This is a genomic window from Archangium sp. (genome assembly GCF_036277355.1).
In the GTDB taxonomy this organism is placed as follows: domain Bacteria; phylum Myxococcota; class Myxococcia; order Myxococcales; family Myxococcaceae; genus Archangium.
Map to the genome: position 1 here is coordinate 162894 of NZ_DASUNC010000063.1, position 26189 is coordinate 189082.

Annotated in this window: 21 protein-coding genes and 1 pseudogene; 9 read left to right on the forward strand and 13 right to left on the reverse strand. The window is 69.7% G+C overall.

Annotated elements, in window-relative coordinates:
* Positions 1–64 precede the first annotated feature (64 nt).
* Together VFZ09_RS17035 and VFZ09_RS17040 are read right to left on the reverse strand one after the other, a co-directional pair.
* Positions 65–481, reverse strand: a pseudogene (locus VFZ09_RS17035) (MFS transporter); the annotation flags it as partial.
* Between the two features lie 43 nt (positions 482–524).
* Complete coding sequence (locus VFZ09_RS17040; protein ID WP_329728633.1) at positions 525–1385, reverse strand: hypothetical protein; 861 nt, start codon at positions 1383–1385, stop codon at positions 525–527.
* A gap of 187 nt (positions 1386–1572) precedes the next feature.
* On the opposite strand from VFZ09_RS17040, the gene VFZ09_RS17045 reads away from it, so the two are divergent.
* The gene (locus tag VFZ09_RS17045) at positions 1573–1935 is read left to right on the forward strand and encodes a TIGR02266 family protein (protein WP_329728634.1); all 363 of its coding nucleotides are present in this window, start codon (positions 1573–1575) and stop codon (positions 1933–1935) included.
* A 44-nt stretch (positions 1936–1979) separates the two neighbouring features.
* Here the strand turns inward: VFZ09_RS17045 and VFZ09_RS17050 are convergent, their stop codons facing one another.
* The 9 genes from VFZ09_RS17050 to VFZ09_RS17090 form a co-directional block, all read right to left on the reverse strand.
* Complete coding sequence (locus tag VFZ09_RS17050; RefSeq protein WP_329728635.1) at positions 1980–2471, reverse strand: GNAT family N-acetyltransferase; 492 nt, start codon at positions 2469–2471, stop codon at positions 1980–1982.
* Positions 2472–2582: 111 nt separating this feature from the next.
* The gene (locus VFZ09_RS17055; protein WP_329728636.1) at positions 2583–3641 is read right to left on the reverse strand and encodes an alpha-ketoacid dehydrogenase subunit beta; all 1059 of its coding nucleotides are present in this window, start codon (positions 3639–3641) and stop codon (positions 2583–2585) included.
* A gap of 3 nt (positions 3642–3644) precedes the next feature.
* Positions 3645–4652, reverse strand: a complete 1008-nt coding sequence (locus tag VFZ09_RS17060) for a thiamine pyrophosphate-dependent dehydrogenase E1 component subunit alpha (protein WP_414640709.1) — start codon at positions 4650–4652, stop codon at positions 3645–3647.
* Positions 4653–5204: 552 nt separating this feature from the next.
* Positions 5205–5489: a hypothetical protein gene (locus VFZ09_RS17065; protein ID WP_329728637.1), complete on the reverse strand. Its 285-nt coding sequence runs from the start codon at positions 5487–5489 to the stop codon at positions 5205–5207.
* 132 nt (positions 5490–5621) lie between these two features.
* Positions 5622–6092 carry an Imm26 family immunity protein gene (locus tag VFZ09_RS17070; RefSeq protein WP_329728638.1) on the reverse strand — a complete coding sequence of 157 codons (471 nt, stop codon included), beginning with the start codon at positions 6090–6092 and terminating at the stop codon, positions 5622–5624.
* 3 nt (positions 6093–6095) lie between these two features.
* A complete protein-coding gene (locus VFZ09_RS17075; RefSeq protein ID WP_329728639.1) occupies positions 6096–7235 on the reverse strand; it encodes a hypothetical protein in 1140 nt (379 codons plus the stop codon).
* A 45-nt stretch (positions 7236–7280) separates the two neighbouring features.
* Positions 7281–7907 (reverse strand): hypothetical protein, encoded by a 627-nt coding sequence (locus VFZ09_RS17080; protein ID WP_329728640.1) that lies wholly within the window; start codon positions 7905–7907, stop codon positions 7281–7283.
* A 19-nt stretch (positions 7908–7926) separates the two neighbouring features.
* A complete protein-coding gene (locus VFZ09_RS17085; protein ID WP_329728641.1) occupies positions 7927–9171 on the reverse strand; it encodes a DUF7594 domain-containing protein in 1245 nt (414 codons plus the stop codon).
* 247 nt (positions 9172–9418) lie between these two features.
* Positions 9419–10714: a chloride channel protein gene (locus VFZ09_RS17090; protein WP_329728642.1), complete on the reverse strand. Its 1296-nt coding sequence runs from the start codon at positions 10712–10714 to the stop codon at positions 9419–9421.
* 325 nt (positions 10715–11039) lie between these two features.
* Between VFZ09_RS17090 and VFZ09_RS17095 the strand changes: the two genes are divergently transcribed.
* Positions 11040–12176, forward strand: coding sequence for a serine/threonine-protein kinase (locus VFZ09_RS17095; protein WP_329728643.1), 1137 nt, complete (start codon positions 11040–11042; stop codon positions 12174–12176).
* 1191 nt (positions 12177–13367) lie between these two features.
* Here the strand turns inward: VFZ09_RS17095 and VFZ09_RS17100 are convergent.
* Both VFZ09_RS17100 and VFZ09_RS17105 read right to left on the reverse strand, forming a co-directional pair.
* Positions 13368–14309, reverse strand: a complete 942-nt coding sequence (locus VFZ09_RS17100) for a DUF2381 family protein (RefSeq protein ID WP_329728644.1) — start codon at positions 14307–14309, stop codon at positions 13368–13370.
* Between the two features lie 107 nt (positions 14310–14416).
* Positions 14417–16084 (reverse strand): serine/threonine-protein kinase, encoded by a 1668-nt coding sequence (locus VFZ09_RS17105; protein WP_329728645.1) that lies wholly within the window; start codon positions 16082–16084, stop codon positions 14417–14419.
* 367 nt (positions 16085–16451) lie between these two features.
* Here VFZ09_RS17105 and VFZ09_RS17110 point away from each other — a divergent pair, with 367 nt between their 5' ends.
* From VFZ09_RS17110 to VFZ09_RS17140, 7 genes are all read left to right on the forward strand, one after another.
* Positions 16452–16766, forward strand: a complete 315-nt coding sequence (locus VFZ09_RS17110) for a hypothetical protein (RefSeq protein ID WP_329728646.1) — start codon at positions 16452–16454, stop codon at positions 16764–16766.
* 1015 nt (positions 16767–17781) lie between these two features.
* Positions 17782–18114 carry a PAS domain-containing protein gene (locus tag VFZ09_RS17115; protein ID WP_329728647.1) on the forward strand — a complete coding sequence of 111 codons (333 nt, stop codon included), beginning with the start codon at positions 17782–17784 and terminating at the stop codon, positions 18112–18114.
* An 18-nt stretch (positions 18115–18132) separates the two neighbouring features.
* Positions 18133–18525: a hypothetical protein gene (locus VFZ09_RS17120; protein ID WP_329728648.1), complete on the forward strand. Its 393-nt coding sequence runs from the start codon at positions 18133–18135 to the stop codon at positions 18523–18525.
* 251 nt (positions 18526–18776) lie between these two features.
* Complete coding sequence (locus VFZ09_RS17125; RefSeq protein WP_329728676.1) at positions 18777–20387, forward strand: SpoIIE family protein phosphatase; 1611 nt, start codon at positions 18777–18779, stop codon at positions 20385–20387.
* 5 nt (positions 20388–20392) lie between these two features.
* Positions 20393–22927 carry a tetratricopeptide repeat protein gene (locus tag VFZ09_RS17130; RefSeq protein ID WP_329728649.1) on the forward strand — a complete coding sequence of 845 codons (2535 nt, stop codon included), beginning with the start codon at positions 20393–20395 and terminating at the stop codon, positions 22925–22927.
* Positions 22924–23835 (forward strand): PhnD/SsuA/transferrin family substrate-binding protein, encoded by a 912-nt coding sequence (locus VFZ09_RS17135; protein ID WP_329728650.1) that lies wholly within the window; start codon positions 22924–22926, stop codon positions 23833–23835. Before VFZ09_RS17130 ends, VFZ09_RS17135 begins: the two co-directional genes overlap by 4 nt.
* Positions 23836–23920: 85 nt before the next feature.
* Positions 23921–26182 carry a TonB-dependent receptor gene (locus VFZ09_RS17140; RefSeq protein ID WP_329728651.1) on the forward strand — a complete coding sequence of 754 codons (2262 nt, stop codon included), beginning with the start codon at positions 23921–23923 and terminating at the stop codon, positions 26180–26182.
* Positions 26183–26189 lie beyond the last annotated feature (7 nt).

Sequence of the window (26189 nt, forward strand, 5' to 3'; positions counted from 1 at the left end):
CCTCCTCCCTCTCCCCTCGGGAGAGGGTCGGGGTGAGGGTATCTGTCCCCGTTCCGCTGCCCGGTCACCCCGCCGTACGTCTCGACCCCGCGAATCCCAGGGCCACCAATCCCGCGAGCGCCATGGCCCCGCCCACGGCACAGACGCCGGGCCAACCCCAGCGGCTCCAGGCCATGCTCCCCCACCACGCGCCCGAGGCACCCCCGGCGAAGTACGTCACCATGTAGACGGTGTTGAGCCGGTTCCGGGCCTCGGGTCGCAGCGCGTAGACACGGGCCTGGTTGGAGATGTGGTTGGCCTGTGCGCCCAGGTCGAGGAGCACGACTCCGAGCGCGAGTCCCCACAGCGACTGCCCCACCACACCGAGAACCCCGAAGGACAGCAGCAGGATGCCAATGGCGAGCGCATTGACGCGCCGGTCTCCGCGCGTGTCGGCGTAGCGGCCCGCGAGCGGCGCGGCGACAGCGCCCGCCACGCCCACCCGATACCCTCACCCCGTCCCTCTCCGGGGGGGAGAGGGGAAATTACGGCACGCAGGCTCCCACTCCCGCGAAGTCCTGCAGGGGCTCGCAGTGTCCCGACGTGCAGCCTGGTTCTCCCGAGGGTGATCGGCACAGCTCGCGGCACGCGCGTCCCGCTCCGTTCGTCACGCACGCGCTCCCCGGCCGGCAGTCATTCGAGTACGTGCACGCCGCTCCGTCCTCCACCGTCCCCGCCGTCACGCATACCGGCCCGCTCTCCAGCGAGGGGTAGCACCCCAGCGCGCTTGCGCAGCCCTGCGCCAGCAGATCGCATGCAGACACCGCTTCCCCGCACACCCTCGGCAGCTCGTCCGAGCCCGTGAAGCGCAGCACCTCGGTGCAATCCTTCGGCGCCGTGCACTGCTCACCGGTGCGGCAGAACTTCTCGCACGTGAACGCGGTGCCTCCGTCCGGCTCCGCGTGATCCGTGCAGTACAGCCCCGCCTTGCACGTGTCGTAGAAGTCGCCCTCGGGCGTCGCGGTGCTGGTGCAGGCCCCGCCCTCCGCCACCGTCCCGTCCGGCACGCAGCGGCGGCTCGTCACGCTCCCCTGGCGTATGTAGGTGCACTTGTTCCCCGCCGGGCAGCCCTGCGCCACCGGGTCACACTCACCAGGAAAGCAGCGATTCCCCTGTCCGCCATCCTCCAGCACGCCTCGCAGGCAGATCGCACCCGCCTCACAGCCCTGCTGCCCCGCCACGTCACAGGCCGTGGCCGTCCCTCCATCCGGGCCCGGCGTCCCTCCGTCCCCGCCACCCCCGTTCCCGGCATCCACCACCCCCGCGTCGCTCCCCGGGCCTCCACTGCCGTTGCGGCAGCCACCGGCCATCAGTCCCACCACGAGGACACCGCTCAACAGAATCACGTTCGCCCGCATTCCTGGCCCCTGCTGGAGTGACGAACGGGACTAATAAGACGTCCCGGGAGAAACGGGCCCCCCTTGAACAAGACGTGGGGGACAGCGGACACTTGGCGACCTGACGAAGTCCTGGAGCGGCGGTTTTCCGCACCCGGGGCTTCCATCCGAAACACGCCCGAGGGAATCAGTGCGCATGACCATGAAAACGGCCGAGGCTGCGGAGATGTCGGCGGTGGCGGGGGCCAACCGGAGGGCCCACGAGCGGGTGACGGCCACGTTCGATGTCCGCTTCCAGGACACGGAGGACGCCGCGCGCGCCCTGCGCGCCTACTCCCTCAACCTGTCGGCGGGAGGCCTGTGCCTGCGCACGCGCCGCTCCTACGACGTCGGCTCTCACGTCCGCCTGCAGATGACGGTGAGCGGCGAGGACTTCGACCTCGAGGGCATCATCTCGTGGGTGCGCGATGACGCCGAGGCCATTGGCGTGCGCTTCGTCGGCGTCTCCGAGGCGGACCAGGTCCGCCTGCAGCGCGTGGTGGCCAGCTTCAAGCGTTGAGCTGAATCGGGGCGGGGCCTGCGAGGGCCCCGCCGGGTGGTGCGCTACTGCCCGTGCTGACGCTCCAGGTCCGCGTGGCGCATCACCAGGTTGTCCACCTGCACGAAGCCGCAGGAGACGTAGAAGGTGCGCAGCTCCTCCAGCGCGTAGGCGCTCACCTCGAGCCGCTTCACGCTCAGGGCCCGCGCGCCACACCGCTCCAGCACCTGCTGCATGAGCGCCCGGCCCACGCCCCGGCGCCGCCAGCTCTCCGTCACCACCAGCTCGTCCACCGTGGCGATGCGCCCGCGCAGCCGCAGCTGCGGCCGGTGCGACAGCGACACCATGCCCACCGGGCGATCCTGCGTGTCCGCCGCCACGAAGATTTCAATCTCGGGATGGCTGATGACCCAGTGGACCGTCTGCGCGTCCGAGCCATGGGCGTAGCCCATCTCGCGCAGGAGCGAGGCCAGGCTCTCGGCGTCACCGCGGCGCGCGCGGCGGATACGGAAGGGGGGAGCGTCCGGGGCAGGGGTTCTGGTTGGCGTCGGTTGCACGGCCCACACACTCTACTCAAGGCGCGGGCAACCTCGCAAAGGCAGAGGGCGGCTCCGGACTTTTCTCCGGGCCACCCTCACGTGCCTACATCGTTTCTCCAGGTACGAGAATCAGGGCTGCTCGCCCGCCAGCGAGCGGATGGCGGCGGTGATGTCCCCCTGCTGCGGCACCGAGGCCATCTCCAGCGCGTCCGCCAGGCCGATGCCCGGGATGAACTTGCCGGCCAGCAGGCGGGGAGGCGCCATCAGCTTGTAGAAGAGCTCCTCCACCGTGCGGCGCACCAGGTGCTCACCGAAGTTGGTCACCTCGGTGTCCTCGTTCACGTACAGCACGCGGCCCGTCTTCTCCACCGAGCCCTTGATGAGCTCCCAGTCGTACGGCCACAGGGTGCGCATGTCGATGACCTCGGCGTCCACGCCCTCGGCGGCCAGGTCGTCCGCGGCCTTCTTGCACAGGGGCAGCGTGCGGCCGTAGCTCACCACCGTCACCTGCGAGCCCGCGCGCACCACCTTGCCCTTGCCGATGGGCACCGCGTATGCCTCCAGCCCCTCCGGCCACTGCGGCTTCCACTGCGAGCGGTCTCCCAGCGGCGCGTCGATCATCTTCGACAGCAGCTTGTCGTTGTCCGGCTCGCCCGGAATCCGCTCCTCGCCCTTGATGCGCAACAGCGCCTTGGGCTCCAGGTACATGACCGGGTTGAGCTCCTGGCAGGCGGAGATCATCAGGCCATACGCATCCAGCGGGTTGGAGGGGATGACGATCTTCCAGCCGGGAATATGCGTGGCCGTCGCGTCGAAGGAGTGCGAGTGGTAGAGCGAGCCGCGGATGCCGCTGCCCACCGGCGTCTTCACCACCATGGGGATGTTCCAGTCCCCGTGGGTGGCCCAGCACGTGTTGCCGGCGACCTTCAGCAGATCGATGGTGTTGAAGATGTAGTCGACGAACTGGATTTCCGCGACGGGCTTGCCGCCGGCCATGGCCAGACCGATGGCCATGCCGATGATGCCGCGCTCGTCCAGGGGCGTGTTCCACGCCGTCTTGAGGCCCTGCGTGGCGGTGAAGACGCCACCCAGGGGAGGGCCCACGTCCTCGCCGAAGATGTCGGTGACGCCGAGGTGCTCCTCGGCGTAGTGCAGGGCCATGCGAACGGCCTGTGCCATGTTGGCCATGGGTTACTTCCTCTCCGCGTAGATGTGGTTCCAGATGGTCTCGGGGCCGGGCATGGGCTCCTCGATGACCTGACGGGCCATGGCGGCCATCTCCTCGGTGTAGCGGATGCGCACCTCGTCCATCTCCTTGCGCGTGAGGATGCCGTGCTTCTCGAGCCGGGCCTCGAACGCGGTCAGGCAGTCCTGCTCGTTGCCCACCATGTTGGCGCCGGACGCGGAGGAGTGGCCGTAGAGGCGCGAGACGATCGCCTCCATCAGGAAGGGCTTGCGCTCCTTGCGCACGTACTCGAAGGCCTCCTGCAGCTCCAGGTACGCGTTGATGGGATCGTTCCCATCGATCGTCTTGGTGCGCATGTTGAAGGCCTTGCCGCGATCCGCCACGTTCGTCTCGCCGTGCTGGCCCTCGGCCGACGTGGAGATGCCCCACTTGTTGTTGGTGACGATGATGAGCACGGGCAGCTCGTTGCCCTTGCGCGAGCTCCACACCAGGCACGAGGCGAAATCGCCCTCGGCCGTGCCCGCGTCACCGCCGGTGACGATGGTGATGCCGTCGCCGCCGTGGCGCTTCTGCATCAGCGCGGTGCCCGGGGCCATCACGTACTGAATCTCGATGGGGGAGGACACGGGGGCGATGTTCCACTCGCGCTTGGAGAAGTGGCCCGCGAAGTTGCGGCCGCCCGAGTAGGGGTCCGTCGCCACGTTCTTCATCTGCCGCATCGCGCCGATGGGCTCCTCGCCCAGCGCCATCATCGTGGCGGACTGGCGGTAGTGCCCGTGCAGGTAGTCGTAGGCCGGGCCCTGGCCCTTCTTCATCAGCAGGCCGAGGGGCACGTTGAAGGCCTCCTCGCCCGGGCCGCCGATCCAGAAGTACCCGTGGCCCTGCTTGTACATCTGGATGAGGCGCTCTTCGAGGACGCGCGCCTTCACCATCAGGTCGTGCATCCGGACCAGCAATTCCCGCTCGAGCGGGAGCGACTCTTCTTCGCGGTTGAGGAGGCGGGGTTTTGGCACGCGCGTCTCTCTAGTCAGGGGTGAAGAACGGGCCCCCTATACCCCAAAGGCGGCCCGGAAGCTCAAGCACCCCGGGGCGTGTTCATGGCCTCCGGCATTGCCGCGCTGCGGCACAGGCGGAGGCCGCGGCACGGGCTCTTCACGCACCGCGTGAGTGGGCCCGCACCCGCGCCGGGAAGGCTGCTGGCAACCAACAGACCGGCTGATGGGGCGGCGAGCGGGGCGGCGCCGCAGAGAGGGCCGAGGGCAACCTCGGCGCCACTGCGTCCCCGGCACTGGCGAGCACGCTTCTCTACGACACGGTGGAGCTTATCTTCCGTGTCGGTTGCATCGGCGCCGTGACGCCCGACGACATGCGCCGCGCCGTTTCCGCCATGGGTGAGGCACTGCGTGCGGGAGCTGGGCTCCCTGCCGCGCACCGGTTGAACGTGCCGCCCGCCGCGTCCGCCGTCACCACCATCCCAGGGCCAGCTTGCGTCGGACACCTCCGGCGGCGGCTTCGATTCCCGCCGCTTCCACTCTTCAGGGTCTCGGGGTCTCGGCTGGCCGCGCTCACGGAGCCGCCATGCAGGATTCGAGGCCACATCGGGTCACCGCCTCTTCCGGGGTCGTGAATCGCATCGTCGCGGTCCACTCTCCGTCCATCTCCGTATAGATGATGCCCGATCGCTCGAGCTCGGCCAGCCTTCCCTCCATCAACAGGACGAGGCAGGTCCCGCTGATCACGTCGAGTCCCCGAATGTTGTCTTGGGTTTTCGTGTAGCGGTCCACGAGCACGAACCCGCGCTCCTCGAAGTCCTCCGTGTGGCGCGTGGGGGCGCCGTACATCTCGACCAACTGGGTCAGCTTCCAGGCGGACCCCATCGGTGCCAACGGGCTGTCGATCAGCGAGAGAATCCAGGTGAACCCGGGAGGCGAGGTGGGTCTCACCCTTGGGCGCTGAGGCCAGTCCGAGCAGGGCCACTCCTTTCACTTCGGTATCCTGTTTCGCAGCTCTGCTTTCATGTGCTCCAACGCCTCGTTGGGCCGCCCCATGAATGTGTCCAGCAGACGCTCCTCGACAGAATGCGGGTCCCAGACAGCCGAGGGCTCGAGTCCGAGACACTCGTGAGGCTCCGCCTGCCGCACCATTCCAAGATTGTCGAAAACCGTGCAGCGGCCGAAGGGGCCCACTGCTTGCCTGTATTGGACGATGGGTTGAGAAAAATGCTCTTCAAGCTTTCTCCACCCAATGAGCTTCCATGAATCCGAATAGGGGAGGCTAACGACAACTCTGAAGAGGGTCGGCTTGGATGCGATTCGGTCCAGATCCGCGTCCGGCTCTGCGGTTCTATACTCGTAAAAGGCATCAAACGGTGGTTCGAGCGTCCTCGCATAGCCGAATGAGCCATCGGCGAGGGGAATCCTCAAAAACGAGCCTGGCTTATATTTTGACCTCATCTCCTAGTGTCCTGTGTAGGGGTGGAGCTGACCCCAACGTGTGGTGGCGGCATCGTGGAACCGTCGACCGCGCGGGTTGTCTTTCGCCACAGCTCGGACGACATTTTCGGTCCGATAGGGTCTGCCAGTGTCGGACTGGGCCCCCCCGTGGAAATCAATCATCTGCTGCTCTCTTCCGCGAATCCGCCAGTAGGCTGGATCGTCATATCTCTGTTCGTAGTCGATGGCGGTTCCAACGTCGAACTCGTCAAGCTGCGCGGGATTGGATTGAACAGCTCGCGGTTCCCCGGTCTCGTCGATGTGATGATTCATGTTCCGGAGCCTGACGGCCAGATTTGCCTGGACTTCGAGGGGCGCGTTGAGGTCGACGACCATGCTGGTTCGCCCTGAGTAGTAGCGGTTGGTTGTCTTGTTGATTTTCCTGTAGGTCACGTACAGACGGCCGCGTTTCCCTTTGTCTTCCTTGCCGCGTCGCGAATCTGGCCAGACCGTGGGCGCAACACGGGAGGTGGGCGCGGGGGCGGCTTGGGGCTCGGGCGCATGGGTTTCCACCGTCACGGTGCCGTCAGTGGCGCGGTTGATGGAGATATGGAGCTCAATGGCTCGAGCAGGCCCGGTGTCCCTGGCCGTATACCGGCCCTGTAACCATCCCAAAGCATCGCCGAAGTGCGTCCCGTAGAAATTGTCCGCGATGTCGATGGGGGTCTCCGTCCCGTTCACAGCCGCCGTGACCGTCAAGCAGACCAGGAGCACACTGCCGGCGGCGGCGAGGGCCGCGCCCCCCGTCACGAGCGCCTCTCCCGCCACGGCGCCGGTTCCCGCCTCTGCGGTAGCGATACCCCCTTGTGGCACCAGCCGGAGAGCGCCGCGGGGTATGCCACTGCCCAGGCCCTCGCCAGCGAGTCCTTGTAGCGGCGGGGGCGGCGGTGGGGTGAGCGGCACCGTCGGTGAGCCCACCCCGTGCATTTCCGGCGCGAGCGTGGCGGTCTGGTTGCCGTCACCTTCATCGAATGCCGTCGCGGCACCCCGGTGCGGTAGGTAGACGCAGAACCTCTTCTGGACGGTGGCGGGGCGGACTGCTTGCGTGGCGCCGCCACACCCCACGAGCAACAGGCATGTCAGCAGCGCCAACCGGCATGGCATGCAACGACTCCAGGAGGTGGTTCCATTGGAAAGACCCACTTGACACTACAGAACGAGGGGCGAAGGACTCGCCACTTTTCGCCCGGCGAGGGGTCCAAGGGGACCAAGAAAGGACCAAAACGAAAAGTCGCTGCCCAGCAGCACGGCTCCCTCCGGATGCAGCCCCAGGTGGGGTGAGAGCCCCCGGTCGAAGGCTCGGGACCAGCGGTGCTCGCCCTCCGGCGAGTAGCGCGCCACGAAGGGCAGCAGGCTGACCCTCTGGCCGACGCCCAGCGGACCCCCTCCGGCATCGAACTCCTCCAGGCCCAGGCCCCGGACCGTGAGCGCTCCGTCTGCCCCCACGGCGAGCTCGCGCAGCCGCACGTCCATCCCCAGGTCCCCTATCCAGAGGTCCGCTCCCGTCTGGGTGAGTGCACCCAGGAAGCCACCGGGCTGGGACGGGGGACTGGAGAAGCTCTCCCCCGCGAAGGTGAAGGTGCCCGCGAGGTTGCCAGCGAAGACAACCCGGTCCGCGCCCTGGGGCCGCACCCCGGAGATGGCGCCCCCGGCGCCGCTGAATACCCGCTTCCACAGCAGGCTCCCCGAGGGGCTGTACTTCGCGATGAACGGGGCGTTCTCGCCGAGGGCGCCATCTCCGAGGTCCGTCCGGGGGCTCGCCCGGCCCGCGAACAAGAGCGAGCGCGAGGCCCTCTCAATCCGGGAAGGGCGACCCTCCAAAGAGGCCCGCCGCGGCGAAGCCCCCCTCCGGCGCGGTGGCCAGCGCATGGAGGCGCTCGTTGCCCTGGCCCCCGTAGTGACGCACCCACCGGGTGCTGCCGCCTCCCGCTCCGCGGTAGGAGCAGAAGAGGGGCGTCTCCAGGGTGAGGCTCAGCCTCGGGCGCAGCTCGCTCCGGGGCTCCTCCCGCGAGTAGAAGTCCACGCCGTTGCCCGACCCGGGCAGGAGGCCGAAGCTGTAGGTGCCGTCGGCGTCCACCACCCCCGTCACGTCGTACGCCACCCGGGTGCCGGCGTTGATCTCCCCCAGGTCGCCGAGCGGGCCCTCCAGGAGGCCCGGCCGCGTGTTCCAGGTGAGGTCCTCGTTCCACCCGTTGCTGGCGCGGTAGAGCACCGGCCCATCCGGCGTGAAGTCGAAGGCGGAGAGCTCCAGCCTCGCCTCCCGCACGCGCAGGCCCTCGGTGGTGACGGAGAACTCGAGGTAGGACTCCAGCCGGGGCGAGCCATCCACCAGCAGCTCCGGCTCGTCGCCGAAGCTCCGGTCCGGCTCGTTCCTGGAGACGAAGCCGTCCTCCATGGGGCTGGCGCCGAACAGGAAGGTGTCCAGGCGCGGCAGGCACTCGGGCGGCACCTGGGGAGTGGGCTCCACGGTGACGACGAGCCGCGGCCGCAGCTGCGTCCGGCTGCTCTCCCGGGAGGAGAAGTCCGTCCCGTTGCCCGAGGTGGCGATGACGGCCAGGTTCACCTCGCCATCGCCGCGCACGGCCCGCGTGACGTCGAATTCCACCCAGGTGCCACTGGAGATGGCGCCCTTGTCATCCAGCGGGCCCTCCAGCGGGGCGGGGCGGTTGTTCCAGGTGAGGCCGCCCTCCGTCCAGCTCCCCCCGGAGCGGAACACCCGCGGCCCGTCCGGGGTGCCGTCGAAGGCGTACAGCCGCAGCGCCGCCCGCGTCACCGTCCCCGTCACCCCGCTGAGGCGGAAGCGCAGGTAGCTCTCCATCACGTCTGGCGAGAGGTCCGCGCCCAGGCTGCTCGAGCTCCCGAAGTTCCTCGCGGGCGAGTCCGCCTCCACCCGGGCATCCGCGCTCGCCCCGAAGGTGAGTGTCGTGGAGAGGCCCTGGGTCTGGGTGGAGGCCCCTCGCGCGGGCTCTCCGGTGGTCCGCTCCTCCACCTCCGGAGCACCGCCACAGTGGGTCAGCAGCGTCAGCCCCACCAGTCCCATTGCCCATCGCCCGCTCCACCCGAGTCTCCGCCGCATGCCACGCCTTTCACCCAAGAGGTTGCGTGAGGGCGTGCACCGGATGTGCCCAGGTGGAGTGAGGCCTTCTGGATGCGCAACTGCCCTGGGGGATGAGGGCGGCGCAGGGGGCGGGACGAGCCAGGGAAGGGCGCTCCCGAGGTGCGGAAGCAGGCTTCCCACCAGGTGGAATCGCCCACGGCGGTGGGGAGCGAACGCAGCCAGGGCCGGCTCACTCCTCCGGCGGGGTGCCGGGTGGCGACCTGTCTGGAGGAGACTCCACGTCCCGCAGGGGCACCAGCCGCGAGAGCAGGGGCCCGCCGTGCTTGAGGCGGGCAATCCGCTGCGACGGGTAGATGCTCCGCTGTCCCGTGAGGAGGTAGGCGGTGACGGTGACGATGACGACGTGGGGCAGCACGCCCGCGCCGAGCAGCTCCACCGCCATGAGGGACAGCGCCAGCGGGGTGTTGGCCGCGGCCCCGAAGAGCGCGGCGAGCCCCACGCCCGCGGCCAGGTCCAACGGCAGGCCGAGCACCCGCGCCAGCACGTTGCCGAGCGCCGCGCCCACGAAGAAGAGGGGAGTCACCTCGCCGCCGAGGAAGCCCGCGCCCAGCGTGACGGCGGTGAAGAGCAGCTTGAGGGCGAAGGCGCTGGAGGGCAGGGTAGGGTCCACGAAGGCCCGCTCGATGGTGGGCACCCCCAGGCCGAGGTACGCGCTCGTGCCCACCAGCTTCCACAGGACCACCACCATGGCCCCGCCGAGCGCCATGCGCAGGGGCAGCGACGGTACGGACTTCTCCAGCCGCTTCTTGAGGAAGTGCACGCCCTCCACGAACACCACGGCCACCAGCGCCACCACGGCGCCGAAGACGAGCCACTTGCCGAGCACCTGCGGCGAGAGGGGCAGTGCCGCCGGGGTGGGGTAGAGCGTGTGGTGGATGCCGAGCGCGCGCGTGACGAGATCTCCCACCACCGCGGCCACCAGCGCGGGCACGAGCGCCTCGTAGCTCATGCGCCCCACGCAGACGACCTCGAGCCCGAAGACGGTGCCCGCGATGGGCGTGCCGAAGACGGAGCCGAACCCCCCGGCGATGCCGGCGGCGAGCAGCTCGCGGCGCGTGGCGGGTGACACGCGGAAGCGGTGGGCCACGGCATCGGCGAGGCTCGCCCCCATCTGCACGGCGGTGCCCTCGCGCCCCGCGCTGCCTCCGAAGAGATGCGTGAGCACCGTGCCCAGCAACACCATGGGCGCCATGCGCAGGGGAATCTGCTTGTCGCCCTCGTGCACCGTGTCGATGACGAGGTTGTTGCCGCCCCGGATGGGTGTGCCCCACCGGCCGTACAGCGCTCCAATGGCCAGGCCCGCCAGGGGCAGGGTGTAGACGAGCACCTCGTGCCGGGTGCGGACGTCCGTGGCCACGTCCAGCAGGTAGAGGAACACCGCCGATGCCACGCCGCACACCGCGCCTACCACGGAGCCGAGCACGAGCCACTGGCCGAAGGAACGTGCGCGCTTGTCCAGACTCACCACTCGTCTCCCAAGGATGGCCCTCGCGGACTGGCGCCCGGGGGGGCCGTTATAACCGTCTTCGCTCGTACCCGATGGCACATCGCCCGCACTCGTTGACGTCAATGAGTGCCGTGTGAATAGGTGTGTTCATGTGTGATTCCGCTCGTTGACGTCAACGAGTGATGCGTCCCGAGCCCCCCATCTCGCGGGGATGGCCTGGCGGGACGGACGGCTCGTGCCCCACCTCGCCGGTGGGAGTGGCGCGATGACCTGATAGGTTGAGCGCCGCGTCCGCCCCGCTCGCACGAGCGCCGCGGACTCGCGGACTCGCGGAGGAGTCGTCATGGAGGAGTGGAGGATGCCCGAGCTGCCGCCGCGCGCGGAGGTGGGCGGGCTGGTGGTGGAGGAGCTCGTGGGCGCGGGGGGCTACGGCGTGGTGTATCGGGCGCGGGATGCGCGGAGCGGCCGCTGCTTCGCCCTCAAGTTCATCTCGCTGGAGCCCACCGCGGAGTGGGGCTGGCGTGAGCTCGGGGCCCTGGCTCGCATGGGGCCGCATCACCCCAACGTGGTGGAGCTGTGGGGCTCGGGCCACTGGCGGGAGGACGGACACGAGTGGCTGTGGCTGAAGCTGTCCTTCATCCAGGGCAAGCCGCTGGACATGTGGGGCCGGCGCGACGACGTGGACGCCCTGGGACTCGGGGACAAGCTGCTGGGCGTGGGGCGTGCGCTGGCGGTGTCCCACGCGGCCGGAGTGCTGCACCGCGACGTCAAGGACTCCAACGTGATGATCCGCGACAGCGATGGGGAGGCGGTGCTGCTGGACTTCGGCGCGGCCGATTACCCCCACGCTCCCTCCGCCACCCGGGACGTGTTTCCCCCGGGCACGCCCGCCTACCGCAGTCCCGAGGCCTGGCGCCACGCCCGGGCGCATGGCCACCAGAAGGGGGCGAGCTACCGGGCGGGCGTGGGGGATGACCTGTACGCGGTGGGGGTGATGCTCTACCGGCAGCTCACGCGCCGCCATCCCTTCGAGCACGAGGAAGGGGAGGACTTCGTCCAGGCCGTCATCCACCGCCAGCCCCTGCCACCGCGGATCCTCAACCCCCGCGTGCCCCGGGACCTGGCGGCCCTGTGCATGAAGCTGCTGGAGAAGACGCCGGAGGCACGCCCCGCCAGCGCCGAGGCGTTCTGCGAGGAGCTGAAGCGGTTGATGGCCGGCGCGGGAGACTCCTGGCGGGTACCGCTGCATGCCAGCGGACTGGAGGAGGCGGGCCGGCCGGCGGCGGCCAGGCCGCGCTCGATGGATACCGCCACCACCACGCGGGCCCTGTTTCCCATGGGGCGCCCGTTGCCGGAAGTGCTGCGCCGCGCGGCGGTGGTGGCGCTCCTGGTGGGGGGCCTGGTGCTGGCCGTGGGGCTCCTGGCGGGAGCATGGCGTCCCGGGCCTGCTCCGGTACCTTTGACGCAAGGAGGACGGTGAGAAGGTGGTGCGTGTGGCCGTGGCGGTGCCGCTTCAGGACCCGGGGAGATAGAGAAGAACATGTGGGAGGGCGCCGGCGCATGGAAGTCATCCTGTCGGATGGATCTTCAGGAGTGGAACGAGAAGTGTAGGGACTTCAAAGACAAGACGCGCGAAGAAAGACTCCGGTGCCCAAAGGCGTGCCAACCTGTTGAGTGAAAACCTGGGTGATGGGGAGGTCATGTGCAGGTCATGAAATGGCGCACGCTCCTGGCCCTTGTGCTGGGGTTGCTCATTCCCTTGCCGCTCGTGTGGCTGCTCACGGCTCCCATGATGATTTCCGTGAAGGGCCCCCTACCAGCCAAAGCAAAGAGCCTCGTTCCCATGCTCACGCGTGAGGAGCGCCACGGGTTGCCTACCTACGAACGTGACTGCAACACGGACGAGGACTGCGACCCGGTTCTTCGCTGCTTCTTCAATGAGCGCGTTGGACGAAGCTTCTGTGCCGACAGCAGGTGCATGACGGATCTCCAGTGCTCCGAGGAATTCGCCTGCCGCACCTTTGATGTGGGTAATGGGAAGGACCGGATTCGTGGCTGCGCACTGGTGGGAGTCCGAAAAGAAGGAGAGTCGTGCCAGAGGCTCCCCAACACGCGCGAGCAGGGTTGCGAGCGCGGCCTGTTGTGTCAAACCCGATGTGGCCGCCCTTGCCGGTTGGAGGACCCCGCGAGTTGCCCCACGGGTTTCTTTTGTGCTGACGGCCCCGATGGACCCTCTTGCCTGCCGAACTGCGAGGGACTTGTCTGCCCTGAAGGGCAGCGATGTGTGGGGATTGCAGCGGATGTCTCGATTTGCGCCAGGATCCATGGCCCGGATTGCGAGCGGACCCCCTGCCCCGAAGGCCAGCAATGCGAAGTCTATGGCGACCTCCCGCCCGCCGATCAGGTGTGGATGGAGTGCCTGCGCGATTGTGGTGGCACGGAGGACGCTCCTTGTCCCGAGGGGACCGCCTGCTATCTGTTCCGGTGCCGCAAGGCCTGCGACCCCGGAGGGCCACCGGTCTGTGCCCCGGGCTTCGCCTGTGGTCGCAGGCACTCGAGCCAACCCTGGGTGTGCCTGCCGACTTCCCGGTCCGAATAGCAGGGGTTGATGACCGGTGCCTGGCGCAGGTGATGGTTTCCCCGCTCCTCCGGGAGCGAGCGCCTGGCCGATTCACGGAAAGCTCACGCCGTCGAAGAACTGGCCTCCACCACCCGCCTCCTGGCCCCACAGCTTCAGGGTGAAGGTGCCGCGCGCCGCCGCCTCCTCCATCTCCAGTTCCACCCCGATGAAGCGTTTTTCTCCCGGGGCAATGGGCTCCGGCTGCCACACGCCAAGCACCTCCCACTCCACGCCCTGGGGCCCCACCAGCACCGCCCCCGCCAGCGTCCAGGGCGTGCTCCCGGTGTTCCGCAATTCCTGCTCCACCACCAACCGCACCCGCTTGCGTCCGTCCTCCCTGCGCGTGGTAGCGGAGCGGTAGCTGAGTGCCTGGGTGCTGGTGAGCGTGTTGCCCGGGCGCGAGGTGACGCTCCTGGTGATGTCCTTGCTGCTGATACCGCCTTCGCCCAGCATTCCCTGGGCGACCAGGCCCAGGAGCCCCACCTGCCCGCCGCACCGCGTCTCCAGCCTCGCCTTGTCCTCCCGGCATTGCCGTGCTTCCGCCAGGGCCTGTCGCTCGCCCTCCCGGTAGGAGGCGAGCGTGCGCGGCTGGCGTGTCACCTCCACCAGGCGCGCGGCCTCGGACGGGTGCACGACCAGGACGAAACGGGCGCTCGCCGGGGCCATGCCATCCTGGAAATACACCGTCAACGGCACGCGCTCCCCGTCTCCCAGTGCCACCGTGGGCACGAGCACCAGGCCCGTCTCGGCCTCCATCACCCGGAACCACTCCCGCCCGGCCAACTCCACACGCCGCGGTTTCGTGTCGAAGAAGAAGTTGGTGGGGAGTCCCGGGTGGACGCACACCGCGAGCGCCTCGCGGGGTGTGTCCTCCGTCAGCTCCAGGTGGCGCGTCCCCGCCTCACAGCCCGGCGGCGTGGACGGCACGGCGGCCTCCAGGGGAGAAGCGAGCCATACGAGTCTCAACAGGGTGGCGGAGGGGAGCAGGGGCATGGGGCGGGAGTCTCCCGGCAATGTCGACGGGACCGGAGAAGTGGGGCTCTACCACAGCTCCTGCCCGGTCGTGTCCGGCCCGCCACCGTCCCGCCTCCGGGACGCTCCTATGGGAAGTGGTCCACCACCCGCACCCCCACGACGGGAGAGACCAGCATCTTCCCCGGTGCGCTGCCGGGCTCCAGGGGAAGCCCGACGCTTGTGCTGGAGCCAATATCAAACAACTCCAGGCACACCGGGTACACCACTCCCTCGGGCGTGCGCGCCTCGGTGAAGCGCCCGTACACCCGCCCCTGCTTGACGTAGAGCCGCCCGGAGAGCCGGGTGTCACCCGGCAGCGCGAAGCGGCCTCCCACGCCGAAGCGATCCGATCCCGCGTTCCAGTTGCCAGCCACGTACACGGGAGTGTCCTCCTGCACGTGCACGGGCCTGCCGCGCACACTGGACCACTCCACGCTCGTCGTTTCCCCCAGGCGGAAGCCCAGCGTGCGCGTCATGGTCTCCACGGCCCCGGCGGGGCAGGCCTGGGGCGGCGGGGCGGGGCTGTCGGGCGGCACCTGCCGCGGGGCGCCCAGGCAGGCCTGGAGGGCGGCACCGGTGAGGCCCAGGCACGCATTGCGCACGGCGGCCCGGCGCTTGGAGGCGGTTTCGGGCGGGGAGCCAGACGTCTGCGGCTGCTTCATGGGGGCACTGTCCTTTCGGGGCGCCGTGGACGGGGCAGGAGGCGCCCCGGAAGGAGGCGCGGCCACGGCTCGCACAGGTTCCGGCGCGCGCCCGCCCGGCGCCACTTCCTGGCCAGGAGTGAGCCACCAGGCCCCCAGCGCCGCGGCCAACCCCACCGCCCCCACCGCCAGCACCCTGGCCCTGCCTGGCCACGACTTCCCGGCGGGCCGCCGCCGCGGGCGCGGCACCTGCGTCCAGTCCACGTCCGTCCGGGCCCGCAACTCCTCCAGCACCCGGCACAACACCACGGCGCCCGGGTAGCGCGCCTCGGGCGTCTTGGCCAGCAACCGCAGACACACCGCCTCCACCGCCAGCGGTACCCGCGGGTTGACGAGGTGGGGCGGCAGCGGCTCGCGGTGCAGCACCGCCTCCACGTCCTCACCCCCGTGCTCGGCCGGCAAGAAGGGGAAGCGGCCCGTCAGCGAGCGGTAGAGCACCACCCCCAGCGCGTACAGGTCATCTCCCGGCCCGGCCCGGTAGTGCGCGCCCGGCTCGCCCGCGTGTGCACGGCCATAGGCCCACGCCTCGGGGGCCCGGTAGGGCAGCGTGCCCGGGGGAAACATCCCCTTCGTCAGCGTGGGGCAGGCCGGGTGCCAGCCCACCCCGAAGTCCACCAGCACCGCCTGCCCGGTGCTCGCGCTCACCAGGATGTTGGCCTCCTTCACGTCGCGGTGCACCACGCCCGCCTCGTGTGACACCGCCAGGCCGCGCGCCACCTCCAGCACCCGCTCCACCACCTCGTCCAGGCGGCGTCCCGGCACCCACTCCTCCAGGGTGGGGCCGTCCACCCGCTCGAACTTCACCCAGACGAAGCGTGGCTTGTCGTGAGGCCACTGGCCGGCGCCCAGCTGGCGCGCCAGGTTGGGATGGCACAGACGCGTGCCCAGCGACACCTCGCGCCAGGCCCGTGCGGCGCGCTCGGGGCCCTCGTCCAGGGGCAGCAGCTTGAGGGCGGACACGTAGCCTTCGGGGCTGCGCACCCGGTACACCGTGGCGAAGCCGCCGCGGCCCAGTACCCCCTCCACCACGTCCCCGCCAATCCGGGTGCCCACGGGCAGTGGCGGCGCGTCCCATGGGTTCGGGGCGCCCCCTGCGTACGGGGGAACGGGAGGGTGGGGCAGGGGGGAAGGAGCGGGTGTGGACATGCGGAGCCTACCTCGTGGAACCTCAACTTAGCAGGTTCACCAGGCCGTGCATGCTCCAGGACTCGGGGGGCCTGTTCGTCTTCGACTCCGCCCAGCTACCGGACGGTGTGGAGGTGCGGAGGTGCGGTCACGCGAGCGGTTCTTGGAGGTGCCGGTGGGAGCACGCGGCTTCACGGCCGTTGCCGGCGGACCCGCGGAGCGGAGAGCGGTTGAAGTGGTGCTGGGTCGTGGTGGAGACAGCCCTGTTGGAGCCCCTGGGCGGCATGACCTTCCCGTGGGATTCACCGCGCTAGTTGGTCCGGTGGCCGGTGGTACCGTCGTGTCCGGGAGGGAAGTGACTGATGCGGGACGGTTGCTGATGCTGGTGCTGTTGCTCGCCGTGGAGACGGGATGCCCGCATGCTTTCGGTAGGGGCGGTACCATCGACATGGCCGTGCGCAAACAGATTGAAGACTCCTGGCGCAGGCCGGGGTGCTGGATGGAAAAGGAATACTGGATGGCGGTATGTGGCAAGAACTTCTGGAGCAAGCCCGATGCCGAGAAGAAGCAATGCCCAAAAGAGTGCCGGCCATCTAGAGAACGATGGTGAATGTGGGTTCATCCATGAAGTGGCGTATCGTGCCTGTCGCCTTGCTCGTCGTGCTCCTGCCGTTGCCCCTGATGTGGCTGTTTCGTCTCGCCATGCAGGGGGACGGCGTGAACACGTCCGTGATTCAGGGCAGATTCGTCGTTCCCATGCTCTTGCCGGAGCAGCGCGGGGCCCTTTCCACCTACGGGCAGGATTGCCAGAGCGATGCGGACTGTGGACCTCATCTCCGCTGCAACGAGGATGAAGTCGGGCACCTCTACTGCATTGACAGCGGGTGCAATACGGACAGTGATTGCCCCGAGGAATACGTCTGTCGGCTCGAAAGCTCCTTCAGTGGCAATGCTTGGATGCGAAGGTGCTCACGTATCGGAGTGCGCAAGGAAGGGGAGATTTGCGAAAGTTTTCCATCCATTCCCGAGGAGGGCTGTGAGAGGGGGCTGATTTGTACGGGGTTTTGCGGCCGGCCGTGCCGCTTGGGTGAGCCCTCCAGTTGTCCCGAGGGCTTCAATTGCAAGGCGGATGAAGATGGGCCCGCGTGCGTTCCCTCGTGCGAGGGCCGTGCTTGCCCGGAAGGGCAGAGGTGCATCATGGGGTTGCTCGGTGGCATCGGGTCCATGTGTATGAAGGTGTACGGCCAGGATTGCGAGCGGACGCCCTGCCCCCAGGGACTCTCCTGTAGTCGTGTTCCTTCCGTGCGGAGCCCGGGAAGAATCGCGATGGAGTGCCTGCGCGACTGTGGCGGCACGGAGGACCCACCTTGCCCCGAGGGAACGGCTTGTTTCTTGTTCCAGTGCCGCCAGGCGTGCACGCCTCAAGGGCCGCCTGTCTGTGCGCCGGGTTTCGAGTGTGGGCGCGACCATTCCAGTCAGCCATGGGTGTGTTTACTCAGCGCCCAATCCCATTGAAGCCCCTTGCCCGGTGGGCGAGCGGCCGTGCGTCAACCGCCTCCTTCAGGACGTGCCGGGGCAGGAGCACGGAACACTTTTATCGGACATTGAGTACACACGTCTCCGCCATGTCTCCACCGTCACTTCCAGACTTCCAGCTGCTCTTCGAGCGGAGTCCGGGCTCCCTCCTCGTCCTCGCGCCGGACGCGGACTTCACCATCGTGGCGGTGAGCGACGCCTACCTGCGGGTCACCCGGACGACGCGCGAGCGCCTCCTCGGCCGCCCGCTCTTCGAGGTGTTCCCCGACAACCCGGCGGATCCGAAGGCCACCAGCACGCGCACCGTGCGCGCCTCGCTCGAGCGGGCCATGGCCACGCGCGCGCCGGACTCCATGCCCGTGCTCAAGTACGGCATCCCGCGTCCCCAGTCCGAGGGCGGTGGTTTCGACGAGCGGTATTGAATCACCCTCAACACCCCCGTGTTCTCCGCCGAGGGCGAGCTGCGCTACCTCGTCCACCGCACGGAGGACGTGACGGACTTCGTGCGCCTGTCCCTCCGGGGCGAGCAGGGCCCGGACATGGAGCAGGACGCCCTGCGGCGGGGCCAGTCCTTCCTCCAGGCCACCAACACGGAACTGCGCGAGGCGGTGCGGCTCCGCGACGAGTCGCTCGCCCTGGCCGCCCGCTCCCAGGCGGAGGTCGAGCGCCAGCGGGCCTCGCTGCATGCGGTGTTCATGCAGGCGCCCACCGCCCTCCACCGCCACGTCGGGGACGACCTTCACGGTCCGGTTGCCGCGCTCCGCCCCCCCGGGCGGACGCCCGACGTGAGCACCCACCGCACTGTCAGCGAAATCCTACTCGGGAGGGCCTGAGGGGTGGGGCCCCCCGCGGCAGGGGGGACTCGCATAAGCGGAAAACTGCGCTAGAGTCGTCCGGCTTCCAAGAATCCGATAGCCGTCGCGCCTCCCCAGCGCCGATTCAGAGTCCCGCCTTGTCCAACGCCCCCCTGCCTTCCCAGCCCCCTCCCGACGGGTCGTTCGAGCACCAGGAGCCCACCCTCACCGGGACCGCCACCCGTGCGGCGGGCAATACCTCCACGAGGCTCTCTCCGTTCCATCCGGAGATGACGGGCACCATCGTCGCCCCGCTGGAGGCCGGTGAGCTGCCCGATGTGGCCGCCATCCGCGGCATGCGGTTGGATCAGCTCCTCTTCGTCACCACCGGCGTGCTGCTGGCGATCGTCGTGGGCCTGCTGGCCTCCGTGGCGTGGGTCTCCGCCCGGGCCCAGTTCGAGGAGACGTCCACCCGCTTCAACGAGCACGTGCGCAACCAGGCCATCGAGCTGGGCCAGACGCTCAGCCACACCCTGTCGCTCACCTCGGCCACCTCCCTGCGCGACAATAACTACGCCTTCCTCAGCGAGGTGGCGCGCTCCATCATCTCCGACAACCCCAACATCCTCCGCGTGCAGATATATGACGCGGACAGCCAGCTCGCCGCGGATTCGGCGGAGGACGCGAAGCTGGGCACCACCACCGAGCGCAAGCCGGAGCGCCGCTGGGTGACGGCCCTCTACCAGGGCAAGCCCATCATCGAGTACCAGGAGCCCATCGACTATGGCTCCCAGAGCGGCAAGGGCGTGGTGCTCATCAGCTACTCGCTCGAGGGGCTGCAGAAGCAGCTGCACGAGCTGGAGGCCGCCAAGCGCGAGTCGCTGCGCCGCAACGCCACCACCATGGCGGGCCTGGGTCTGGGCTTCCTGGTGCTGGCCGGCGTGCTGGTGGCCATCCAGAGCCGCCGCATCACCCGGCCCCTGGGCGTGCTCACCGGCAAGGTGATGCAGCTGGCCGCGGGAGACCTCAACGCCCGCGCCGAGGAGGTGCGGGGCGCCGGCCGCGAGGTGACCACGCTCGGGGTGGTGTTCAACCACATGGCCGAGCGCATCAACGTGCTGCTCGAGGACGTGCGCGCCAAGGCCCAGCTGGAGCGCGACGTGTCGCTCGCGCGCACCGTGCAGGAGACGCTGCTGCCCGGCCGCGAGGGCTTCCAGGCGGGCCCGCTGCGCATCGCCGGCCTCGTCGTCACCGCGGACGCGTGCGGCGGCGACTGGTGGATGCGCGCCGCCCTGGACGAGCGCCGCGTGGTGGTGGGCATCGGCGACGTCACCGGCCACGGCCTCGCCACCGCCCTGGTGGCCACCAGCGCCACCAGCGGCTTCACCGCCGCGATGACGATGCGCCCGCCCGAGGAGATCAACGCCCAGCTCCTCATCTCCTCGCTCAACCTCACCATGGCCCACGTGGGCCGCGGCGAGCACCAGATGTCCAGCGCGCTGGCCGTGCTCGACACGCAGACGGGCGTCATCGACTACGCGAGCGGCGGCCACCCCAGCCCCATCGTCTACAGCCGCTCGACCCGTCAGGTGGCCTCGCTGCCCGCCCGTGGCGCGCTGCTCGGCGCCTCCGCGTCCTCCCAGTACGCCTCGCGCCAGGCCCAGCTGCGGCCTGGAGATCTCATCGTCTGGTACACCGACGGCGTCACCGAGTCCCGCGACGCCAGCCAGAAGCAGTACGGCACCCAGCGTCTCGCCGCCGCCATCCAGGCCAACGCCCACCTGTCCGCCGAAGCGCTGCGTGACGCCATCCTGGCCGATGCGCGCGCCTTCAGCGCCGGCCTCCCGGCGCAGGATGACATCACCGTGGTCGTCGCCGAGTTCAGCCCCGCCTCCCCATGAGTCGCATGCGCTCTCCCCGTCCTCCCGTCCGCCGCCTCGTCGCGGCCCTCGTCCTCGCCCATTCGCTCAGCGGCACGGCCGCGTTCGCCCAGTACCGTCCACCTCCCATGACGGAGTCCCAGCGGCTCGTCCGCGAGGGTGAGACGGCCCAGGTGGATGCCAGCACCGCGGCCACCTCCGGTGACAAGAAGCGCGCCGAGACGAAGTACCGCAAGGCCCTGGAGCTCTTCGAGAAGGCGCTCGACGCCGAGGCCACCTCCGTGCCCGCCGCCGCCGGCCTGGGCGCCGTGGGCCTGGCCCTCCAGGAGCATGAGCGCGTGGCCACCCGCCTGGCCCCCGTCTACGCCGCCAACCCCCAGTCGCTGGAGCTGGCCTACCCGCTGGGCATCTCGCTCTTCAAGCTCAAGCGCTACGAGGAGGCCCTCCCCGTGCTCCAGCAGGTGTCCGTGGCCAACCAGCCCGAGCACCTGCTCGTCCACTACTACCTGGGCAACTACTACGCCCTCGTGCTCCAGGACGGCGAGGCCACCGTGGCCGAGCTCCAGGCCTACCTGGCCCAGCGCCCGGACAAGCTCGCCGGCAACGACTATCAAATCCACGAGCTGCTCGGCCGCGGCCACCTGCTGCGCAACGACGCGGCGGCGGCGCGCCTGTCCTTCGAGCGCGCCCAGGTGGGCCGCACCGAGTCCGTCTCCATCCAGATGGGCCTGGGCGCGGTGCTGGAGATGGAAGGGAAGATGGCGGAGGCCATGGCCCTGCTCGAGGGCCTGACCGTGCGCTTCCCGCAGGTGCCCGAGGCCAAGGAGCGTCTGGGCCGGCTGCTGCTGGAGTCCAACGACGTGCCGCGCGCCGAGGTGCAGGCGCTCGCCCTGGTGAAGCTGGGAGCCACGCCGGCCGCGCACATGCTGCTGGGTGACGTGCGCATGGCCCAGGCCCGGCCCGCCGAGGCGGAGACGGAGTACCGCAAGGTGCTGGAGCTGGCCCCCGGCGACGTGGCCGCGCAGATCGCCGTGGGCATGGCGCTGCAGAAGCAGGGCCGCAACGAGGAGGCCATCTCCTTCCTGGAGGGCGCCGTGCAGTCGGGCGCCGACAGCCTGGAGCTGTGGTCCACCCTGGGCAGCGTCAACCGCCGCGCCGGCCGCTACGCGCGCGCCGTCGAGGTGCACCGGCGCGTGGTGGAGATGTCCCCCAAGCAGGCCCTGGGCCACGTGCTGCTGGGCGCGGACCACTTCGCCACCGGCCAGTGGGACCTGACCATCGAGGACTACACCCAGGCCCTCAAGCTGGAGCCGGAGCACGCCGACGCGAAGAAGTGGCTGGCCCGCGCGCTGGCCCACCGCGCCCGGGACCGTGCCAGCAACGGCCGCGTGGACGACGCCGTGCGCGATCTGCGCCGTGCCTTCGACCTGGAGCGCACCTCGGCCATGGCCCGCCGCCTGGGCGCCGTCCTGCTCCAGCAGGGCTCCCACGCCGAGGCCCGCAAGGTGATGGAGCTGGGCGTGCAGCTGCCCGAGGCCGCCTGGCGCGAGCACCTGGTGCTCGGCTACGCGCGGCTGGGCTCCGGCGCTCCCAAGGAGGCGCTCGAGGCCTTCGAGAAGGCCGGGCAGATGGCCCCGGACCTCGCCGCCGTGTCGGACGTGTCCGCCGGCTCGGCGCTCGCGGAGATGGAGCTGGGCCAGGTGGATGCCGCCCTCGAGCGGCTGACCGACCCGGGCACCTCCAAGCGCGCCCTCGAGGTGACGCGCGCCAACCTCTCGCGCGTCTACCTGCGCCGCGCCTTCTCCCGCCTGGAGTCTGGAGACGGCGCGGGCGCCCGCCAGGACGTGGAGTCCGCCGAGCGCGCCGGCCTCGGTGGCAACCAGTCCGAGCTGGCCCGCCTGTCCGCCTTCGCCAAGGGGCTCGCCCAGGTGGAGGAGGGCCGCTTCGGTGACGCGGGCAACCTCTTCAAGCGCGCGCTCACCCCGACGCCTGGCTGGGCCCGTCCCAACACCCGCCAGCTCGTGGACGCCTTCCTGCTCTACCGCAACGACAAGCTGGCCCAGGCGCGCAAGGCGCTCACCGCCGCCGCCAAACGGCCCATCCCCGAGCAGGCCCCGTTCACCGCCACCTTCACCAGCGCCCTCCACCGCCGCGAGGCCGAGCGCGCCTACACCTCCGGCAACATGCGCGCCGCCGAGAAGTCCTTCAAGGCCGCCCTCGCCCTCGCGCCGGACAGCGCCGCCCTGCAGCACAACCTCGCCTGCGTGGCCTGGCGCGGCAAGAAGGCCAACGACGCCGTGGCCACCTGGAAGAAGCTCGAGGGCACCGTGCCCCAGGCCTCGCTCAACCTCGGCATCGACGCCCAGGAGCGCCGCCGCGACATGTCTCAGGCCGTCGACTCCTACCGCCGCTACCTCGCCTCGGGCGCCGCGCCTCGCGCCGCCGCCGTCCGCGAGTGGAAGGATCGCCTGCAGATGATCTACGGCCTGGCCGAGCCCGCCACCGCCCCGACCTCCAACCCCGAGCCCTCCAGCGCCACCGCTTCGGATACCACGCCATGATTTCCCCCCGCTCGCTCCTCCTGGGCCTCGCGCTGCTGTGCGCGTGGGTGCCCGCCGCCGGCGCGGCCGCCCCCAAGAAGGCCACCCTGGGCGTCTTCCTGCCCACCACGCTCACCGATGGCCAGCAGCGCTTCCAGTACGCCGAGGCGCTCGCCGCGAAGCTGACCGCGGCCACCGGCCGGCCCACCGCCGCCAAGAGCTTCGCCCGCTACGAGGACTTCTCGAAGGCCGTGGGCGAGGGCATCGTCGACTTCGCCGTCCTGGACTCCTGGGCCGCCGTGCAGCTCGGCAACAAGGCCACCCCGGTGGCGCTCGCGCCGCTGTCCGGTGAGACGGCCCAGCGCTGGGCCATCGTCTCCACCTCGCGCGGCTCCGTGAAGGACCTGGCGGGCAAGCGGCTCGCCATCGTCAAGGGCGCGGGCGCGGCGGACCCCAAGTTCGTCACCAACGTGGTGCTCGCCGGTGACCTGGACGCCAGGAAGCACTTCAAGCTCACCCCGGTGCCCAACGTGGAGTCCGCCCTGAAGATGCTGGAGGCCAAGGGCGCCGAGGCCGCGCTGGTGCCGCTGGCCCACGTGCCCGAAGGCGTGCGCGTCCTCTACCGCAGCAGCAAGGTGCCCGGCGCCGTCCTGGTGGGCATGCGCGGCGACGCGGATGACCTGACGGAGAACCTCAAGAAGCTCGAGCCGGTGGCTCCCTTCGGTGCCTTCGTCGCCATCCAGGGCAAGGAGCTGGAGGACCTGCGCAAGCTGCTGCAGAGCGGCCCTCCCCGCCGCCAGCCCGTGCTGGTGGAGGTACCCGCACTGCGCGTGGACACCCGGGCCTTCCTGGAGCCCGCCGTCCTCCAGCCGGTGCTCCCGTCCTTCGCGGACGCACTGGATGTGTCCGCCGAGCAGCCGGATGACTGACAGAGCGGGGGCGACTTTCTCCTCCTGGAACCGCTACACTCCTTCTCCAAATCGCGGGACGTAGAGAACGATGCACTCGACTCGAATGGCTTGGCTCCCGGCGCTCGTCGGGCTCATGTGCGGCCTCACCGCCCACGCTGGAACGCCGCAGACGAAGTCCACCCTGCCGGCGCCCAGCAGCACCACCAGCACTGGCACCAGCGCTGGCACGGGCACTGGCACGACGGCCTCGGATGCCCCCAAGGCGCGCAAGCCGCTGCCGCTGCCTCCGCCCGCTTCGTCCTCCAACGTGCCGCAGCGCGCGCCCTTCACCGGCCCGGCGGCCTCGCGGCCGCTGCCTCCGCCCTCGGCCCTGGCCGGTGTGGACATCCCGGATCCGCTCGCCACGCCCGAGGCCTCCTCGCTGGAGGACTCCGTGCAGCAGCTGCTGAGCGAGGCGGTGGTGTCCACGGCCTCCAAGCGCAGCCAGCGCATCGCCGACGTGCCGATGACCATCTCCTGGATTCCCGCCGAGGAGCTGGAGGGCACCGGCCAGTTCTCCCTGTGCGAGGCCATCCAGTACTTCCCCGGCATGGAGTGCCGCCGGGGCGCCATGCGCAAGGCGGCGGTGAGCGCGCGCGGCCTGGGCTCCAACTACCTCTCCAACCGGCTCCTGCTGCTGCAGGACGGCCGCCCGCTGACCGACCCCTGGACGGGCCAGTTCTACGCGGACGAGACCACGCCGCTCACCAACCTCAAGCAGATCGAAGTCATCCGGGGCCCCGGCTCCACGCTGTACGGCTCCAACGCCTTCAGCGGCGTCATCAACATGATCTCCCGCCAGCCCAAGGACCTGATGCAGGACGGGCGTGACTGGGGCTCGGACATGCGGCTGCTGCTGGGCCAGGACCGGACGTGGCGCGCGCAGGCCACCGCGGCCGGACGCGGCGGCCCGGTGGAGGCGCTCGTCAGCTACTACGGCTTCGGCTCGGACGGCCCCCAGCTCTTCAATGATCCGAAGATCGGCCGCGTGGACACCAACGAGGACTCGCTGGTGCACCAGGTGACCGGCCGGGTGAACATCAAGAGCGTGACGCTGGATGCCAGCTTCACCAGCGGAGAGATCGGCCGCCCCGGAGGCCACCAGCTCGCCACCGTGGGCAACTGCGGCAAGTGCCACTACACGCCCAACGACGTGGAGCGCGTGCAGAACTTCAACGCGAGCGCGCAGCTGGACCAGCAGGTGACGGACAACCTGCGCGTGTTCGCCCAGGCGTACACCTTCTTCAAGCGCCGCCAGGTGGAGATGGAGAACGCCTTCGACGAGGAGAGCCCCCAGATGCCCCTGGGCAAGCGCCGCCGGATCGGCGGTGAGGCCCGCGGCCTGCTCACCCTCGGCGATCTCACCGTCACCTTCGGCGGTGACTACAAGAACGACCTGGTCAACAACCCCAACATCCTCCCCGGCCTGACCATGGAGGACACCACCCAGGACATCCTCGGCGGCTTCCTCGACGCGGAGTACCGGCCCTTCAGCCAGCTCGTGCTGAGCGCGGGCGCCCGCTACGACAAGTACATGATCCCGGAGAAGGTCTGGCAGACGCGCACGGATCAGATCTCCCCGCGCGCCAGCGTGGTGTTCCACGCCCGTCCCGAGCTGACCTTCCGCGCCAACTACGGCCGCGCCTTCCGCGCGCCCACGCTGGCGGAGCTGGCCATCAACCAGCAGATGTACGCGTCCACGCTGCTGGGCAACAGCACCCTGCGCGCCGAGACGCTGGACACCGTCGAGGCCTCGGTGGACTTCTGGCCCTTCGATCGCACGGTGCGCCTGACGGGCACGGGCTTCTACAACCTGGCCAGGAACTTCATCAACCAGGAGCTCCTCTTCGGCGCCACCTCGCAGTTCAAGAACGTGGGGGATGCGCGCGTGCTGGGCTTCGAGGCGGAGGCGGCGGCGCAGGTGGCGGCCATCAACTCCTCCTTCGACGTGTCGTACCAGTTCCTGGACGCGCGGGCGCTCGCCTTCGAGAACCGGCCGGAGCGGCCGCTCGACTACGCGCCCCAGCACCGCATCTACGCGCGCGGCCGGACGAACTTCGGCAAGTTCGGCTTCGCCGAGCTCTACGCGCTGTACGTGGGCGAGCGTCTCGACTCGGGCTCCCTGGAGAACCCGGCCACCGGAAAGTTCGAGCAGGTGAAGCTGCCGGGCTACTTCACCGCCACCGCGCGCGTGGGGGCCAACGTCACCAAGGGCCTCACGGTGTCCGTGGTCGGCTCCAACCTCTTCAACGCGAAGTACGACGAGTCCTTTGGCTTCCCCGCGCCTCCGCTGAGCCTCTTCAGCGAGATCAAGTTCCAGTACTGAGCCGTCA

Coding starts and splice junctions, on each gene's coding strand:
- VFZ09_RS17045 (WP_329728634.1), top strand. CDS start 1,573: ATGACCATGAAAACGGCCGAGGCTGCGGAGATGTCGGCGGTGGCGGGG.
- VFZ09_RS17055 (WP_329728636.1), bottom strand. CDS start 3,641: ATGGCCAACATGGCACAGGCCGTTCGCATGGCCCTGCACTACGCCGAG.
- VFZ09_RS17070 (WP_329728638.1), bottom strand. CDS start 6,092: ATGAGGTCAAAATATAAGCCAGGCTCGTTTTTGAGGATTCCCCTCGCC.
- VFZ09_RS17075 (WP_329728639.1), bottom strand. CDS start 7,235: ATGCCATGCCGGTTGGCGCTGCTGACATGCCTGTTGCTCGTGGGGTGT.
- VFZ09_RS17085 (WP_329728641.1), bottom strand. CDS start 9,171: ATGGGACTGGTGGGGCTGACGCTGCTGACCCACTGTGGCGGTGCTCCG.
- VFZ09_RS17095 (WP_329728643.1), top strand. CDS start 11,040: ATGGAGGAGTGGAGGATGCCCGAGCTGCCGCCGCGCGCGGAGGTGGGC.
- VFZ09_RS17100 (WP_329728644.1), bottom strand. CDS start 14,309: ATGCCCCTGCTCCCCTCCGCCACCCTGTTGAGACTCGTATGGCTCGCT.
- VFZ09_RS17115 (WP_329728647.1), top strand. CDS start 17,782: ATGTCTCCACCGTCACTTCCAGACTTCCAGCTGCTCTTCGAGCGGAGT.
- VFZ09_RS17125 (WP_329728676.1), top strand. CDS start 18,777: ATGACGGGCACCATCGTCGCCCCGCTGGAGGCCGGTGAGCTGCCCGAT.
- VFZ09_RS17130 (WP_329728649.1), top strand. CDS start 20,393: ATGCGCTCTCCCCGTCCTCCCGTCCGCCGCCTCGTCGCGGCCCTCGTC.
- VFZ09_RS17135 (WP_329728650.1), top strand. CDS start 22,924: ATGATTTCCCCCCGCTCGCTCCTCCTGGGCCTCGCGCTGCTGTGCGCG.
- VFZ09_RS17140 (WP_329728651.1), top strand. CDS start 23,921: ATGGCTTGGCTCCCGGCGCTCGTCGGGCTCATGTGCGGCCTCACCGCC.